This window comes from Devosia lacusdianchii (assembly GCF_022429625.1).
Lineage (GTDB): Bacteria > Pseudomonadota > Alphaproteobacteria > Rhizobiales > Devosiaceae > Devosia > Devosia lacusdianchii.
In genome coordinates this window covers 3,887,457-3,903,862 of record NZ_CP092483.1, presented here as the reverse complement: position 1 = coordinate 3,903,862, position 16,406 = coordinate 3,887,457, and the positions used below count along the sequence as shown (strand labels likewise).

The following is a 16,406-nucleotide window of genomic DNA, read 5'->3' as shown; positions in this document are numbered from 1 at the left end:
TTAGCCCTTGATGCCCGCGCCAGCGAGCCCCTGGACATAGTAGCGCTGCAAAGGCAGCAGCAGGGCGATGGGAATGAGTGCGGTGATGACCGACACGGCGAAAAGCTGGTTCCAGATGGTCTGGTATTGCTGCTGGAACGCCGCCATGCCGACCTGGATCACCTTGAATTGCTGGCTGGGCATGGCCAGCAGCGGCCACAGGAATGCTTCCCACTGGAAGATGAACAGCAGCAAAGCGGCGCTGATGCAGGTGGGCATGGACAGCGGCACATAGATGCGCAGCAGAATATTGATCCAGCTCACGCCATCGAGGCGGGCCGCTTCCGCATAGTCCTTCGGGACCTGGCTGAAGAATTGATAGAACAGGAACACCGCCAGCCCATTGGCGACGCTGGGCACGATCAGGGCCGCAATATTGTCGAGCCAGCCCAATTGCTGGGTGACGGTATAGAGCGGCAGCGCGATGGCCTCGAAGGGTAGCATGAAGCTGATGATGATCAGCGACAGGATGATGCGCTTGCCCTTGAAGTCGAACATGGCGAAGGCAAAGCCGGCGGCGCCATTGACGACCAGCCCGGCGACCATGGTGACCAAAGCCACCAGCATGGTGTTGGCGATGATCATGCCGAAGCCGCGTTCGAAGACACCCGCATAGGCTTCGAGCGTGAACGGCGTCGGCAGCAGCGCCTTGGCAGTAAAGGGAAAGATATCGGCGAAGACTTCGCCGTTGGGGCGCAGCGAGGAGACGATGGCCCACCATAGTGGCAGCACGAAAACGAAGGCGATGGCGGCATAGACCAGATGGCGGGCGCCGAGGCCGACGCCATTGCGCAGCTTGCGGGCGGTGTCAGTCATCAGCGTGCCTCCTTGGGGCCGGAGAGCAGCTTGAACTGCAAGCCGACAATGACCAGCAGGATGGCGACCACCACGACGACGATGGCCATGGCCCGGCCCATATCGCCGAAGACGAAGCCTGACTTATAGGCCTCATACATCAGCACATTGGTGGAATCGGCGGGACCGCCCTGGGTCAGCATGAAGATGGGGGCGAAGAGCAGGAAATTGATCGACACATCGGCCACCAGCACGAAGAGCAGCGTTGGGCGCAGCAAGGGGATGGTGATGAAGACCAAGCGCTGCCACGGTTTGACGCCATCGATGCGGGCGGCGTCGTAGATTTCGGGCGAGATGTTTTGCAGGCCGCCGATGATGAAGATCATCCAATAGGAGATGCCCTTCCAGGTGGCGATGGCGATGATCGAATAGAGCGCCAGGGATTCGGCGGTCAGCCAGGGCTGGGCAGGAACGCCGGCCATGCCGATGACGCCGTTCACCAGCCCATCTTGGCTCAGCATGATGCGCCAGATGATGACGGCGGTGGGCAGCGATACGCCGATGGGGATGAGGAACAGCACGCGATAGAAGGTGACGCCCTTGAACTGCTGGACGTAGAGCAGCGCCAGGCCCAGAGCGAGGGCGATCTGGATGGGGTTGATCAGAAGGTTGAACCAGAGCGTGACCTGTAGCGAGTTCCAGAAGGCGGAATCGGTCAGCAGGGCGAGGTAGTTGTCGAGACCAACAAACAATTGCTGGCCGCGCAGCACGTTGTGGAAGCTGTCGCTGATAGCCAGCTCGATCGGATAGAGGCGGAAAACGACAAGACCGACCAGCGCTGGCGCCAGCAGTATCGCAATCAACAGGGCAGGTGATCGAGAGCGGGTCATGTCGTTTTCCTAGGGAGCGCGTCCCCGGCGAGCGGGGACGCGACGATGGCGATCAGGGCGCGACGCGGGCTGCGGCGGCCTCGAATTTCTGTACGGCACTGGCCAGAGCATCGCTGACGGCGACGCCGTTGGCGATATCGACGAAGGCGGTGCGGAACGCATCCTGCAACTGCCCATAGGCAGCGGTGACGGGACGGGCCTTGGCAGTGTTCAGCGAGTCATAGACGCCGAGGCGGAACACGTCGTTGGGGAAGGCGTCGTAGCTGGCGGCGGTGCTGATTTCTTCGAGCAGGGGCTGATAGGTCGGCAATTGCTGCAGCGAGTCGAACCAGACCTTGGTGCCTTCGGCCGAGGTGGTCAGAAAGCTGGCGAAGTCGAAGGCTTCGGCCTGGTTGGCCGAGGCGGCGTTGACGCCGACATACCAGGATCCGGTCGGGGTCAGCACCTTGCCACCTTCGAAATAGGGGTAGGGGGCGACGCCGAAATCGACGCCGCTGGCGATCAGGCCGGGCAGGTTCCAGGTGCCGCCGGCCAGCATGGCGAGCTGGCCATTGCCGAAGAGCTGCGCTGCCTCGCCATAGCCTAGACTCTTGGGGCTGACGCCCCAGGCATTGTAGAGGTCGGACCAATAGGTGGCAGCTTTGGTCCAGGCTTCGCTATCGAGGTAACCAGAGGCGGTATAGCCATCCGGGGCGACGACATCGGTGCCCAGCGACTCGCCGAACGGCTGGAGTTGGTAGAGTTCGCCGAACTGCTCGACGGTGAAGCCATAGGTGGTGGTGCGGCCGCCATCCTTGACGGTCAGCTTCTGGGCGGCGTCGGCGACCTGTTCCCAGGTCCAGCGCTTGGTGGCGGCGAGGTCATCGACCTCGGCCTGGGTGGCGGTGGCGCCAGCGGTGAGGCCATCGGGCGGGGTGATGCCGGCGGCTTCGAACAGGGCCTTATTGTAGTAGAGCACTTGCGCCGAGTTGTTGATCGGCAGGGCAAACTGGGTGCCGTCATACTTTCCGGCATCGAGCGCGCTCGGCACCAGCGTCGAGGTGTCGATGGACGCATCGATCGGCGAGAGGAAGCCGCGCGAGGCGTAGCTGGCGAGCAGGGGCGCATCGACATAGACAAGGTCGATCCCGGCATCGGCGGAGCGCAGGCGCAGCTCGGCGACCTGGAAGAACTGGGCGAAGGGATAGGGCTGGAGGTTGATGGTCACGCCCGGATTGGCCGCCGTATAGGCATCGGCCACGGCCTGCATCGCGGTGGTGTCGCCGCCTTCGATGACGATCATGTTGAGCGTCTTGTCCTGGGCCAGCGCGGTGCCGGCGAGCATGCTGGCCACAAGGCCGGCGATGATGGCAATCTTTGTAGTCTTCATGTGAGCACCCTTTGGGTTGGACATTCAGGATTGAGTGGAAATCCGGCCGGCGCCCCAGATCAGGCCCTGGGTGACCAGTCGGGCGAAGCCCTCGGCATCGGCCTTGATGGCGACGCCGACATTCTTGTTGCGCGTATCGTGCGCGGGGTCCTGCGGGCGCAGGTCGATCAGGGTCTGGCCGTAGGTTTCGGTATCGGCGACGATGACCTCGCCCGGCAGTTGCTCGATGGTGAACAGGCTCGGATCGATCAGATAGGCAATAGCGCAGGGGTCGTGCATCGGGGCGCCCGGCTTATCGGCGCCGGCGAAGCGGTAATAGGTCTGGCAGTAGAAATCCATGATGTCGGCGACGGCATTGGTGCCGGGATGAGCGGCGCGCACGGCAGCGATATCCTGCCGACGCAGCAGCGTCTGGTGGGTGGCGTTGAGCCCGAACATCACCAGCTTCACGCCGGAGCGGAAGACCATGCGGGCGGCCTCGGCGTCGGCCCAGATGTTGAATTCGGCGGCGGGGGTGACGTTGCCCTCGCCGGTCGAGCCGCCCATGAAGACAAGCTGTTTGATCTTGCCGGCGAGATCGGGCCGCAGCGCGAAGACCAGAGCGAGATTGGTCATCGGGCCGATGACGACGAGGGTGATTTGGCCCGGATTGGCGTCGACGAGATCGATGATCGCCTGCACGGCGTGCTTGTTGCCCGGCTTGCGGCTGGTCTGGGGCAGGTCGGCGCCGGAACTGTCGAGGCCACTGGGGCCGTGGAATTCGGCGGGGAAATCGTAGCGGTGCAGCAGCGGCTGGACGGTGCCGCGATAGACCGGGACGTCGAGGGCAAAGGCATCGACGATGCGCAAGGCATTGTTGGTGGTGTTATCGAGCGAGGCATTGCCGCAGACGGTGGTGATGGCCTCGAGCTGGATTGCCGGATGGGACGCCGCCAGCAGAATGGCCGCCATATCATCATGGCCAGGATCGCAATCGATAATGATGCGGTGGGGAGTGCTGGTCACGTGATATTTCCTAATTGATGATAAAAACTAGACAGTGCCTCCACGCGTCAAATCCCGCCGAAACCCGGCTGGATGCGCGAGAAAACTTAGGCTAAGCTAGGGGAATGTGACGGTTCTAAATAGCAAATTTTCCAGAGTTCAGTTGACTTTTCCTGAGGTATTGGATGCTGCATCTGCTCAATGCGATCAGGGCGTTCGAAGTGGCGGCGCGGCTGGGCAGTGTGCGCAAGGCGGCCGATGAGCTGCATGTGTCCAGCGGGGCCATCAGCCGCCACATCAAGAACCTGGAAGACGAGCTTGGCATCGACCTGTTTCAGCGCGGCAACCGCTCGATGCGGTTGACGCCGGGGGCGGCAGCGTTCGCGGCGACGGTCACCGAGGCTTTTGCCTCGATCAACCGAGGCGCCGAGCATCTGCATACGTCGAGCCAGACCACGCTGATGATCACGGCGCCCGATACGTTCATGCTGCGCTGGCTGGTGCCGCGACTGCAAAGCCTCGAGGCCGCTTTGGGCGGCATTTCGGTGCGACTCACGACCTGGACGCGGGAGATCAACCCGGCCGATCGCTCGATCGACGTCTATATCGGGGTCGGTCCGCTGCGCGATATTCCCGGTATGACGGTGGCGGCGGTGGCGCCGGAAACCTTCGGTCCCGTGGTCAGCCCGATGCTGTTGCGCGGGCGCGAGGTGACGATGGACCTGCTGTGGAGCCTGCCGCGGCTCGATATCCGCTGGCCGCCCGACATGTGGACCAACTGGGCGCGTGAGGCGGGTATCGCGCTGCCGCCGCGCGAAACCATCTGGTACGACGCACTGTCCTTCAGCGTGCAGGCCGCCGAGGCGGGACTTGGCGTCGCCATAGGTCCCGGCCCAGCGATCACCGACGCGCTGCAGCACGGGCGCCTCGTGGCGCCGCTCGGCATGGTGACGCGCGCCGGCAGCTGGTTCCTCGCCTGGCGCGACGATCGCTCGCCGCGGACCATGAGCCTCATCCGCCGCTGGTTCCAGCAGCAGATGTCGCCGGGCGTCTAACGCAGGGCCCTGGCCGTGGCGACGAGGTTGGCGAGCGACGCTTCAACTTCGGGCCAGCCGCGGGTTTTGAGGCCACAGTCGGGGTTGACCCAGAGCTGATCGGCGGGAATGCCATGGGCGGCCTTGCGCATCAGGGCCTCCATGTCCGCTTGGCCGGGCACGCGCGGGGAGTGGATGTCCCAGACGCCGGGGCCGATCTCGTTGGGGTAGCGGAAGTCGCGGAAGGCTTCGAGCAGTTCCATGTCCGAGCGCGAGGTCTCGATCGAGATCACGTCGGCATCCATTTCGGCAATTGATGGCATGATGTCGTTGAACTCGGCATAGCACATGTGGGTGTGGATCTGGGTGTCGTCGGCGACGCCCGAGGCCGAGGCGCGGAAGCAGTCGACGGCCCAGCGCAGATAGACGTCCCAATCGCGCTGGCGCAGAGGCAGGCCCTCGCGCAGGGCCGGTTCGTCGATCTGGATGATGCCGATGCCGGCGGCTTCGAGATCGATGACTTCGTCCCTTATGGCCAGCGCGATCTGGCGGCAGGTTTGCGAGCGTGGCTGGTCGACGCGCACAAAGCTCCATTGCAGGATGGTCACCGGGCCGGTGAGTATGCCCTTCACCGGGCGGTCGGTAAGCGCGGCGGCATAGGCAGACCACCGCACCGTCATCGGGGCGGGACGCGAGACATCGCCATAGATCACCGGCGGCTTGACGCAGCGGCTGCCATAGGACTGGACCCAGCCGTTCTTGGTGAAGGCGAAGCCATCGAGCTGTTCGCCGAAATATTCCACCATGTCGTTGCGCTCGAACTCGCCGTGTACGAGCACGTCGAGGCCGAGGCGTTCCTGGATGCGCACGGCGCGTTCGGTTTCGGCTTCGAGGAAGGCGTCGTAGGCGGCGACGTCAATCCGGCCCTTTTTGAAGGCTGAACGCTGCTCGCGCACTTCGCTGGTCTGCGGAAACGAGCCGATCGTGGTGGTGGGGAATGCCGGCAGCTTGAAGCGATCACGCTGCGCGACGCGCCGCTCTGCGAAGACACTCTTTCGGCTTAGATCGGTCGGCTGGGCGGCGCGATGTGCGACCTCGGGCCGGTGGATGCGCGCCGACTGGCGATGCGAGGCGGCGGCTGCTGCACTGGCGTCGAAGGCGGCCTTGGCCGCGCCGCGGCCACGCTGCATTGCGGTCGAGAGCGCTGCGACTTCGGCGAGCTTCTGGCGCGCGAAGGCGAGCCAGGAGCGTAGTTCGTCGTCGAGGTCGGTTTCGCCATCGAGATCGACCGGGGAGTGGAGCAGTGAACAGGAGGGGGCGATTTCCAGCCGGTCCGGACCGACACTATCCCACGCCTGGTTCACCAGCGCGAAGCGGGCATCGAGGTCGGCCCGCCAGATGTTGCGGCCGTCGATGACGCCAACCGACAGCACTTTGCTGGTGGGTAGCGCCTTGAGCACCGTGGCCAGTTGCTCGGGTGCCCGCACCAGATCGATGTGGAGGCCGGCGACGGGAAGGCTGGCGGCGAGATCGGTGTTATCGAGCAAGGCGCCGAAATAGGTGGCGAGCATGATGCGTGGTGCGACCGGCTGCAGCACTTCATAGGCACGGCGCAGGGCAGCGCGCTGGACGTCGCAGAGATCGAGCGCCAGGATGGGTTCGTCGATCTGCACCCATTCTGCGCCCTCGGCCTTGAGGGCGGCCAGCAGCTCGGCATAGACCGGCAGCACGGCGTCGAGCAGCGAGAGCGGATCGAGCCCATCGTCCTTGGCCTTGCCGAGGCTCAGCCAGGTCACCGGCCCGACCAGGACCGGACGGGTTTCGATGCCCAGTGCCTTGGCCTCGCGGTAGTGATCCAGCGCCTTGCTGGTCGACAGGGCGAAGTGCTGGCCGGCGTAAAATTCGGGGACGATGTAGTGGTAATTGGTGTCGAACCACTTGGTCATCTCCATGGCCGGGGCGGCCGCACTGCCGCGCGCCATGGCGAAATAGAGCTGGTCCGGATCGCTGATGCCGGCAAAGCGCGGCGGAATAGCGCCCAGCGCTGCGATCGTGTCGAGCATGTGGTCGTAGAGCGAAAAGTCGTTCGACGGAATGATGTCGATGCCGGCAGCCTGCTGGAGTTGCCAGTGGCGGGCGCGAAGCTCACGGGCGGCGGCATGCAGGGCAGCGGCGTCGCTGTCGCCCTTCCAGTAGGCTTCGAGGGATTTCTTCAGTTCGCGATGGGCGCCGATGCGCGGGAAGCCGAGATTGGCCGATTTGGTCATGATGGTACCGATGCATGAATGCGCGCCCGCCGGCTGCGCTTGAGGCGGCCACGGTCCGGGCGTCGACAATGGGGATGAGCTAGGGCAGCGTCAGGAGCGACGCATTCGGGTCCCGGGCAAGGGTACGGTGGGCAGCGAGAAGTTCGTCATGGCATGTCCTCGACCAGTCCACCCGACCGGCGTCATGTGAGTGCTCAATCCCAAGGTAGGTCTCCTGGCTTGCGGTTATCGCGGATGCTCGCCTTCCCAGCTTTCGCCAGTGGCTCGATGAGCATCCGTCACCGCCTACAGTTGCGGGGGCAGCTCCGGACTTGGGTTTGAGGCCCGCACCGGATTCCCTGTTATCCCCTTGCGGGGACCATGGGCAGCATCAGCATGCATCGGGCGGGATCGTCCGTCAATCAAGACATAAAGATTTCTTTATATCTCTGCCGCTTGCGAAATGGCGCGGTGGCAATGTAGGGGCAGAGACGAAGGGGCGGTTGGACAATGCGGATCGCGATCACGGGTACTCATGGAACCGGCAAGACGACGCTGGTCGACGACTGGGTCGCGGCCCGTCCGCATTACGAAAGCGTGCCCGAGCCTTATTGGCTGCTGGCTCAGCAAGGCGTGCCGTTTGCCGACGGACCGACTTTGGCTGACCTCGAAGAGCAGCTCGGGCAAAGCTGCTCCCTGATCATGGCCTCTGCCGGGCAGGATGACGTCATTTTCGACCGGTGCCCGCTCGACTTCATCGCCTATCTCGACGTGGTCAGCGCCCAAGAGGGATTTGAGTGGACCCCGAGCGGCAAGCTGCTGGGCCGAATCGAGAAGGCGCTGTCGACGCTCGACGTGCTCGTCTTCCTCCCGGTGTCGCGGCCGGATGAAATCGCGGTCGCAATCGAGTTCCCGAAATTGCGGGCGCGGGTGGATGCGAGGCTCAAGACCATGCTGCGCGATGACGATCTGGGTTTGCTGGAAGATGGCCCGCGCCTCCTCGAAGTAACGGGCACACGGGAGCAGCGCCTGCTGAGTCTCGGAGCCGCGACGGGCGAGGCGTAATCCCCGCTGTCCACAGCCGCATTCACGCTGGTCAAAAATCCTTCACAAGGGATTGACGGGAATCTCGAACGAGCACACTACATATGGTGTGTCGTGGTCGCCCGGTTCGCAAGGACGGGTGATAATAGGGAAGCCGGTGCGAACCAAGTTCTGGTCCGGCGCTGCCCCCGCAACTGTGAGAGACCGCCTCGGCGGCCAAGCCAGATACCTGCCACGACAGGTTAGAACGTCCACGGGCGGGGTGTCCCGGTTGGTCGCAAGCACGAGCTTGGCCGATCGGTCATGCCGTTGCGCGCGCCCCGATCCCGCCGTCCACCTACGGGGTCTTTGGGGGTCCAATGTCGCAAGTCGAAGCTCATCTTCAGTCCGATACCATCTTGCCGTCGGCGTTGGTTGCCGCCGATCGCGCGCCGACTGCCGAGCCTGGCTATTCCATCATCAAGCGCAATGGCGGCACGGTGCCGTTCGATCGCTCCAAGATCGCCGTGGCGCTGACCAAGGCGTTCCTGGCGGTGGAAGGCAACAAGGCGGCCGCCTCGCGGCGGGTGCATGAAATCGTCGAGGAGCTGACCGCGGACGTGTTCGCGGCGCTGAGCCGGCGGGCGAAGGATGGCCGTGTCTTTCACATCGAGGATGTGCAGGACCAGGTCGAGCTGGCGCTGATGCGCGGCGAACACCAGAAGGTCGCCCGGGCCTATGTGCTCTATCGCGAGGAGCATGCGAAGGCCCGCGCTGCCGCCAAGCCGGTCGAGGTCGCTTCGCCTGTCCTGACCATGACCCTGGCCGATGGTACGCGTGCGCCGCTGGACGAGGCGCGCCTCGCCACGGTTGTCGCCGAAGCCTGTGCCGGTCTCGAGGGCACGGCGCCCGACGCCATTCTCGAAGAGACGCGGCGCAACCTTTATGACGGTATCTCGCTCGACGAGCTGGCGCTGGCGCCGATTTTGGCGACCCGCACTTTGGTCGAAACCGAGCCCAATTATGCCTTCGTCTCGGCCCGGCTGCTGCTCGACAAGCTGCGTCGCGAGGCCCTGAGCTTTGTCGCCGGCCGGCCGGAACAAGCGACGCAGGCGGACATGGCGACGCGTTATGCCGAGTATTTTCCGGACTATCTTGCCGTTGGCATCGCGCACGAGCTGATCGATCCGGAGCTGAGCCGCTTCGACGTCAAGCGCATCGCCGCCGCCATCAAGCCGGAGCGCGATACCCAGTTCCAGTATCTGGGCCTGCAGACGCTCTATGACCGCTATTTCCTGCATGTCGAGCGCAATGTGTTCGAGCTGCCGCAGGCCTTCTTCATGCGCGTCGCCATGGGGCTGGCCGTGCGCGAAATCGATCGCGAAGCCCGGGCGATCCAGTTCTACGACCTGCTTTCGAGCTTCGACTTCATGGCCTCGACGCCAACGCTGTTCAATTCGGGCACGCTGCGGCCGCAGCTCAGCTCTTGCTTCCTGACCACGGTCGCTGACGATCTCGACGGCATCTTCAAGGCGGTGAAGGACAATGCGCTGCTGGCCAAGTATTCGGGTGGTCTCGGCAATGACTGGACGCCGGTGCGCGGTCTTGGCGCCCATATCAAGGGTACCAATGGCGAGAGCCAGGGCGTGGTGCCCTTCCTCAAGGTCGCCAACGACACCGCCATCGCCGTCAACCAGGGCGGCAAGCGCAAGGGTGCGGTCTGCGCCTATCTCGAAACCTGGCATGTCGACATCGAGGAATTCCTCGACCTGCGCAAGAATACTGGCGATGACCGCCGCCGCACGCATGATATGAATACGGCCAATTGGGTGCCAGACCTGTTCATGGAGCGCGTCGAAGCGGGCGCCGACTGGACGCTGTTCTCGCCGGACGAGGTGCCGGATCTGCACGATCTTTACGGCCCGGCTTTCAAGACGGCGTATGAGGCTTATGAGGCCAAGGCGGCCGCAGGCGGACTTAGGGTGCATCGCAAGGTCAAGGCGCTCGATCTGTGGCGCAAGATGCTGACCATGATCTTCGAGACCGGGCACCCCTGGATCACCTTCAAGGACCCCTGCAATATCCGCTCGCCCCAGGGCCATGTCGGCGTGGTGCATTCGTCCAATCTTTGCACCGAGATCACGCTCAACACCTCCAAGGACGAAGTGGCGGTGTGCAATCTCGGCTCGATCAACCTGCTCGCCCATGTCGGGGAGAACGGGCTCGATCTGGTCCGGCTCAAGCGCACGGTCGATGTGGCCATGCGCATGCTCGACAATGTGGTGGACATCAATTTCTACACTATTCCCGAGGCGCGGAAGTCCAACTTGCGGCATCGTCCGGTCGGCCTGGGGCTGATGGGGTTCGCCGATGCGCTGCAGGCGCAGGGTATCGCCTATGCGTCGGATCGTGCGGTGGAATTTGCCGACACGTCGATGGAGGCCATCAGCTATTTCGCCATCGGGGCCTCGACCGATCTGGCCGAAGAGCGCGGTGCCTATGCGTCCTTCCAGGGGTCGCTATGGAGCCAGGGTGTGCTGCCGATCGACAGCCAGGACCTGCTGGCCAAGACGCGCAGCGAGATCAATATCGACCGCACGCAGCGGCTCGATTGGGAGACCTTGCGGAGCCGCGTCAAAACCGTCGGCATGCGCAATTCCAACACCATGGCGATCGCGCCGACGGCGACGATTTCCAACATTTGCGGCGTCAGCCAGTCGATCGAGCCGGGCTACCAGAACCTCTATGTGAAATCGAACATGAGCGGCGATTTCACCGTGGTGAATGCCCAGCTCGTCCGCGACCTCAAGGCGCGCGGGCTCTGGGATGCGGTGATGATCTCGGACCTCAAGTATTTCGACGGTTCGGTGGGCCAGATCGATCGGGTGCCTGATGATCTCAAGGCGATCTATGCCACGGCGTTCGAAATGGATGCGGCCTGGCTGATCGCGGCGGCGTCGCGCCGGCAGAAATGGATCGACCAGGCGCAGTCGCTGAACCTCTACCTAGCCAATCCATCGGGTAAGGCGCTGGACGGGCTCTATCGTTCGGCCTGGAAGGCAGGGCTCAAGACCACCTATTACCTGCGCTCGCGCTCGGCGACCCACGTTGAGAAATCGACGCTCAAGGGCACGGACGGCAAGCTTAACGCGGTGGCGGTGAGTGCGCCCGTGGTCGAGGCGGGGCCGGTGCGAACGGCGCTGGTCATGCCTGTCATCGATGGGCCTGCGTGCCTGATCGACGACCCCGATTGCGAGGCCTGCCAGTAGTTCAGCACCCCCTCATCCGGCCTTCGGCCACCTTCTCCCACGAGGGGAGAAGGGAAAGAGCCCGAAGTTCTCGGTTGGATCCTTCTCCCCTCGTGGGAGAAGGTGCCCCGAAGGGGCGGATGAGGGGGTCTTTCAAACCCATCAAGGAAATCCTGAAATGTCCCTAGACTGGACCTCCGACACCCCCAAGCCTGCCCCTATCGCCTCCGAAACCCGCATCGACCTCACGGGCGGCCGCGTCTCGGTTGACGACAAGGCAATGATCAATTGCCGTGCCGACGTGAACCAGCTCCTGCCGCTCAAATACAAATGGGCGTGGGAGAAGTACCTCAACGGCTGCAACAACCATTGGATGCCCACCGAAGTCTCGATGCAGGCCGATATCGCCCTGTGGAAGTCCAAGGACGGCTTGACCGATGATGAGCGTCACACGCTCAAGCGCAATCTGGGGTTCTTTGCCGCGTCGGAGAGCCTTGTGGCCAACAATATCGTGCTGGCCATCTATCGCCACCTGACCAACCCGGAATGCCGGCAATACCTGCTGCGCCAGGCTTTCGAAGAGGCGGTGCATACGCACACGTTCCAGTACATCGTGGAAAGCCTCGGCCTTGATGAGGGTGAGCTCTTCAACATGTATCGCGAAGTGCCGTCGATTACCGACAAGGCGGCCTGGGCACTGAACTTCACTCAGCATCTGGACGATCCCGATTTCACTACCGGGACGCCGGAAACCGACCGCGCCTTCGTGCGCGACCTCATCGCCTTCTATGTGATTTTCGAGGGCATGTGGTTCTATACCGGCTTCGCGCAGATCCTGTCGCTTGGGCGGCGCAACAAGATGGTCGGGATTGCCGAGCAGTATCAGTACATCCTGCGCGACGAGAGCATTCATCTCAATTTCGGCATCGACGTGATCAACCAGATCAAGGCCGAAAACCCGCATGTCTGGACCAAGGAGTTCCAGGAGGAAGTGCGTGGCATGATCCAGAAGGCGGCTGAACTCGAGGCCGCCTATGGCCGCGATACCATGCCGCGCGGCTTCCTCGGGCTCAATGCCGCGCTCTGCGAGCAGTATATGCACTTCATTGCCAACCGCCGCTGCGCCCAGCTTGGCCTAGCGCCAGTGTTCGGTGAGACCGAGAACCCGTTTCCCTGGATGAGCGAGGCAATGGACCTCAAGAAGGAGAAGAACTTCTTCGAGACCCGCGTCATCGAATACCAGAATGGCGGCGCGTTGAGCTGGGACTAATAGGGCGGGGCGTCCGGTTCAGCCGGTGCTCTCGGCCATCAACCTGACCTGATGGCGCAGCGTGCGCAGCTGCGACTGCAGCTCCTCCAGCTGATCGGACGGCGCCTGCTTTTCCAGGGCATCGAGCACATATTCGCCGGTGCGGATCACGTCGCGCCAACGCGGCTGCTCCGGCAGGGTTTCGAGCAGCAGGTATTTGTCCAGCGTGCGGGCCTGCAGCGAGGAGCGGTCGAGGCTGACGCGCCAGATGCCGCTCTCTTCGGCCAGGTCGAATTTGGACTTGCCGGTGGCGTCCCGCCAGAGACGCAGGCTTTCCGTCATCACCCTGACCACCGTCTGGCGGTAGTGGTCGCGGCTGAAATCATGCCTCATGGCGTTTGCCGAAGCGGTCTCGCTGGCCTGAACCAGTTCCGGGCCGACTGTGTCGATAATGCTGCGCAGCGACTGGGTCATGTCCGGCGCCTCCAGCCGCGAGCGCGCCGAGTCCGAGGTCAGGATCAGTGCCAGGCCGCCCCCGGCATCTGGCTCGATATCGAAGGCACTGACCAGCACCGAGCGCCCGGGCCGGCCGAATGGTATCTCGACCAGGGTGGCCTGACCTTCGTCGGCAACGCCGCGGCGCACGGTTTCCACCAGGTCCGGCGTCAGGATGTCGGTCACCAGGGTCGATCCGGGCAGGAGGCGCATATTGGCCAGCTTGGACGCGGCCTTGTTGGCATAGGTGATGCGGCCGGAATCGGTGACGCAGATGATGCCGGCCTGTACCGTATCGAGCAGCCCGGCCATACGCTGTTGCGACAGGCGCAGGGCATCTTCCACCTGCACGCGGCGGTCGATTTCCTGCTTCAGGTCGGCATTCTCAAGCGCCTGGGCCTGGGCCTTCGCGGCGGCGAGCAGGGTGGCGACGCGCGCCAGCAATTCGTCCTTCACGAAGGGCTTGATCACATAGTCATTGGCGCCGTTCTCGAAGCCGGCGATGACGTCGCGGGTGCGGCTGCGGGCGGTGACCATGATGATGGGCAGATCGAGCAGCGAGAAACGGTCGCGCAGTCGGCGCGCCACTTCGAGACCGCCCATGCCCGGCATCATCACATCGAGGATGATGAGGTCGGGCCGGCGGCGTTCCACCGATTCCAGCGCATCGGTGCCGCTCTTGGCCGAGCAGACCGCGTAGCCCTGTGGCAGCAACACGTTGCGCAGGACCTGGATGTTGATCGGCTCATCGTCGACCACCAGCACCAGTGGTGTGTCGTCCATGGCGGTCTCGGCGCTGTCCTGCAACACACTGGCGCCGTTGAGGGCCTGCCGGTAAGGCACCACGATATCGGTCAGCGCCAGCGTGGTTTCCTCGGACACCGTCTCGGCCACCGGCAAGGCGAAGGTGAATACCGAACCCTTGCCCAGGGTGCTGCTGGCGCGCAGGGTGCCATGCATGGCATGTGCGAGCTGGCGCGCAATGGTCAGGCCCAGGCCGAACCCGCCGGCTTCGGCATCGGCAGCGCGCTCCAGCGGCTGGAAAATGCGTTCGAGGCTATCTGTAGCAATGCCGATGCCGGTATCGTGCACCGAGACCTCGACCGTGTCGCCTGTGGCCCTGGCGTCGATGCTGACTATGCCGCCACGGGTATATTTCATGGCATTGCCGACGAGATTGTAGAGGATCTGCTCGAACCGCACGGGATCGGCCTGCACATAGGGCAGGGCCTCGGGAATATCGACCACGATCTCAACCGGCTGGCCGCGCAGCATGGATTGCGACACCTGCAAAACGTTGCGGATCGAGGTCGCCACATGCACGGGGTGAATATCAAGACGCATCCGGCCCTGCCGGATGCGGTAGAGATCGAGCAGGTCGTCGACCAGGCGCGACAGGCGGCGGGCCGAGAAGGTGATCAGCTCCATCTGGGCGCGCTGCGCCGGCGCCAGTTCGCCGACCGCGCCCGCCGACAGCGTGGTCGAAATGCCGATAATACCGTTGAGCGGCGTGCGCAATTCGTGGCTGGTATTGGCGACGAAGGTGTCCTTCTGGCGATCCGCCTCCTCAAGCGCCGCGTTCTTTTCCTCGATCACGCGCACCTGTCGCTCGAGCTCGGCGTTTTTCTGGCTGATCAGTGTCAGCTGTTCGCGCACCGCAGCGCGCATCCGGCGGAAGCTGGTGGCGAGGCGCGCCAGTTCGTTGGGTTTGCGGATGTCTGGCATGTCGCGCTCCAGATCGCCGGCGGCGATGGACTCGGCGGCGTCGGTCAAATTGCCGAGCGAGGCGGCGAAGGTGCGCGACAGGACCAGGGAGAGCCAGAAAACGATCGGCAGGCTCAAGGCGGCAAGGCCGAGGATGAACCGCGTCAGCGTGTCGGCGTCGGCGAAGGCCTCGCGCGTCGGGACTTCCGATGACAAGCGCCAGGTTCGATCGCCGAAACTCAGTGTCGTCCAGGCCGACAGGGCCGGGCGACCGTCAAAGCCACCCTCGATGACGTCGGCGCCACTGGCCGTGGTCTCGATCGGCCGGCCGACTGCCTGGCTGCCAATCGGCCAGCGGTAATCGGGTGGAACCGAGACGAAATGGTTGGTGCTGCTGACCAGGAAGAGCTTGCCCGACACACGCTCCCGGCCCTGCGCTTGAACCAGCCGGTCAACGGTCGCGGCAGGCAGGCGGAATACGGCCACGCCACGGACGCGCTGATGGAACTCGATGCGCACCGCCACGTAAGCAGCGAAGGTCCCCGTGGTCTGATCGAGTGCGAAGTCGCGCACCATCAGTTTGGTGTCGGCCGGGGCTGCCAGGATGTCGTCGACCAGCTGGCCGAGCGGCGTGGTCGCCATCCCGGCTCCAAGGTCGCCGCCCAGGTAGCGGTCCTTCTCGACCGAGTAGACCATCCGCCGTGCCGCGTTGATCAGGTAGAGATTGTCGAACTCGGAGGTGCGCACGAAGTTGGCGTATTCGTCGTGGAAGCGGTTATGCGCGTTGGCATATTCAAGGGCCGAGCGCAGCATGGCGCCGCCGTCGGTCGGCAGCATTTGCTGTTCGGCGTCGCGCTCAGTGACGGAAAACAGCTTCTGCAGGGTGGCCTGGGCCTGGTCCGGTGTCGCTGCGATCATGCGGAAGGCGTAGGAAAAGCCGTAGAAATCGCCGATCGAATAGCGGACGACGTTCGACTTGGTGAGTGATTCCGCCTGCCGCACGGCGAAGGTGAGGTATTGGACCAGCTCTGCCTGCTTGGCGTCCCGAACGAAGGTCAGTTTCTCGATGTTTTCGTCGCGCAGGCTCGACGATAAAATCGTCAGGAACGCATAGGCCGAGATCACCAGAGGAATGGTCGTCATGGCGAGGAAGATCAGCAGCAGCCGCCCGCGAAAGCTGGACGGAACCAGAGCCGAAATCGCCACGACAAGACCTCCCTCATGCTCCCGACAGCAGGAATAACCTCACGTTCCGCTGCTCAGCTTGCCCCCGCCCAGATAAGACCATTTTGAACCAGTTCCGCTGTTCTTGCCCGCGGATTTGCCGATT

At 63.6% G+C, this 16,406-nt stretch carries 10 protein-coding genes and 2 riboswitches; of the genes, 4 read left to right on the top strand and 6 right to left on the bottom strand.

Annotated features, from left to right (window positions below):
• From MF606_RS19185 to MF606_RS19170, 4 genes are read right to left on the bottom strand one after another with little or no spacing between them, the layout of a single operon-like run.
• The gene (locus tag MF606_RS19185) at positions 1 to 855 is read right to left on the bottom strand and encodes a carbohydrate ABC transporter permease (protein WP_240230927.1); all 855 of its coding nucleotides are present in this window, start codon (positions 853 to 855) and stop codon (positions 1 to 3) included.
• Positions 855 to 1,724 carry a carbohydrate ABC transporter permease gene (locus MF606_RS19180; RefSeq protein WP_240230926.1) on the bottom strand — a complete coding sequence of 290 codons (870 nt, stop codon included), beginning with the start codon at positions 1,722 to 1,724 and terminating at the stop codon, positions 855 to 857. The genes MF606_RS19185 and MF606_RS19180 overlap by 1 nt, the downstream gene beginning before the upstream one ends.
• 52 nt (positions 1,725 to 1,776) lie before the next feature.
• Positions 1,777 to 3,093, bottom strand: coding sequence for an extracellular solute-binding protein (locus MF606_RS19175; protein WP_240230925.1), 1,317 nt, complete (start codon positions 3,091 to 3,093; stop codon positions 1,777 to 1,779).
• A 24-nt stretch (positions 3,094 to 3,117) separates the two neighbouring features.
• A complete protein-coding gene (locus tag MF606_RS19170; protein ID WP_240230924.1) occupies positions 3,118 to 4,098 on the bottom strand; it encodes a nucleoside hydrolase in 981 nt (326 codons plus the stop codon).
• Positions 4,099 to 4,262: 164 nt separating this feature from the next.
• On the opposite strand from MF606_RS19170, the gene MF606_RS19165 reads away from it, so the two are divergent.
• On the top strand, positions 4,263 to 5,132 hold the full coding sequence (locus MF606_RS19165; protein WP_240230923.1) for a LysR substrate-binding domain-containing protein: 870 nt from the start codon (positions 4,263 to 4,265) through the stop codon (positions 5,130 to 5,132).
• On the opposite strand, the gene metE is transcribed toward MF606_RS19165, so the two are convergent.
• Positions 5,129 to 7,378 carry a 5-methyltetrahydropteroyltriglutamate--homocysteine S-methyltransferase gene (gene metE, locus MF606_RS19160; RefSeq protein WP_240230922.1) on the bottom strand — a complete coding sequence of 750 codons (2,250 nt, stop codon included), beginning with the start codon at positions 7,376 to 7,378 and terminating at the stop codon, positions 5,129 to 5,131. The genes MF606_RS19165 and metE overlap by 4 nt on opposite strands.
• Before the next feature lie 187 nt (positions 7,379 to 7,565).
• Positions 7,566 to 7,756: riboswitch (cobalamin riboswitch) on the bottom strand.
• A gap of 111 nt (positions 7,757 to 7,867) precedes the next feature.
• Between metE and MF606_RS19155 the strand changes: the two genes are divergently transcribed.
• The 3 genes from MF606_RS19155 to MF606_RS19145 all read left to right on the top strand — a co-directional run bounded on the left by MF606_RS19155 (position 7,868) and on the right by MF606_RS19145 (position 12,898).
• Positions 7,868 to 8,422 (top strand): AAA family ATPase, encoded by a 555-nt coding sequence (locus MF606_RS19155; RefSeq protein ID WP_240230921.1) that lies wholly within the window; start codon positions 7,868 to 7,870, stop codon positions 8,420 to 8,422.
• 77 nt (positions 8,423 to 8,499) lie between these two features.
• A riboswitch (cobalamin riboswitch) is annotated at positions 8,500 to 8,652 on the top strand.
• Positions 8,653 to 8,760: 108 nt separating this feature from the next.
• Positions 8,761 to 11,649 (top strand): ribonucleoside-diphosphate reductase subunit alpha, encoded by a 2,889-nt coding sequence (locus MF606_RS19150; protein WP_240230920.1) that lies wholly within the window; start codon positions 8,761 to 8,763, stop codon positions 11,647 to 11,649.
• Positions 11,650 to 11,806: 157 nt separating this feature from the next.
• A complete protein-coding gene (locus MF606_RS19145; RefSeq protein ID WP_275693102.1) occupies positions 11,807 to 12,898 on the top strand; it encodes a ribonucleotide-diphosphate reductase subunit beta in 1,092 nt (363 codons plus the stop codon).
• A gap of 18 nt (positions 12,899 to 12,916) precedes the next feature.
• Here the strand turns inward: MF606_RS19145 and MF606_RS19140 are convergent, their stop codons facing one another.
• A complete protein-coding gene (locus MF606_RS19140) occupies positions 12,917 to 16,282 on the bottom strand; it encodes a response regulator (RefSeq protein WP_240230919.1) in 3,366 nt (1,121 codons plus the stop codon).
• Positions 16,283 to 16,406: the final 124 nt, after the last annotated feature.

What these genes read in the sequence shown, in the direction of transcription:
- metE (WP_240230922.1), bottom strand. Translation starts at nt 7,378, where the DNA reads ATGACCAAATCGGCCAATCTCGGCTTCCCGCGCATCGGCGCCCATCGC.
- MF606_RS19150 (WP_240230920.1), top strand. Translation starts at nt 8,761, where the DNA reads ATGTCGCAAGTCGAAGCTCATCTTCAGTCCGATACCATCTTGCCGTCG.
- MF606_RS19180 (WP_240230926.1), bottom strand. Translation starts at nt 1,724, where the DNA reads ATGACCCGCTCTCGATCACCTGCCCTGTTGATTGCGATACTGCTGGCG.
- MF606_RS19145 (WP_275693102.1), top strand. Translation starts at nt 11,807, where the DNA reads ATGTCCCTAGACTGGACCTCCGACACCCCCAAGCCTGCCCCTATCGCC.
- MF606_RS19185 (WP_240230927.1), bottom strand. Translation starts at nt 855, where the DNA reads ATGACTGACACCGCCCGCAAGCTGCGCAATGGCGTCGGCCTCGGCGCC.
- MF606_RS19155 (WP_240230921.1), top strand. Translation starts at nt 7,868, where the DNA reads ATGCGGATCGCGATCACGGGTACTCATGGAACCGGCAAGACGACGCTG.
- MF606_RS19175 (WP_240230925.1), bottom strand. Translation starts at nt 3,093, where the DNA reads ATGAAGACTACAAAGATTGCCATCATCGCCGGCCTTGTGGCCAGCATG.
- MF606_RS19165 (WP_240230923.1), top strand. Translation starts at nt 4,263, where the DNA reads ATGCTGCATCTGCTCAATGCGATCAGGGCGTTCGAAGTGGCGGCGCGG.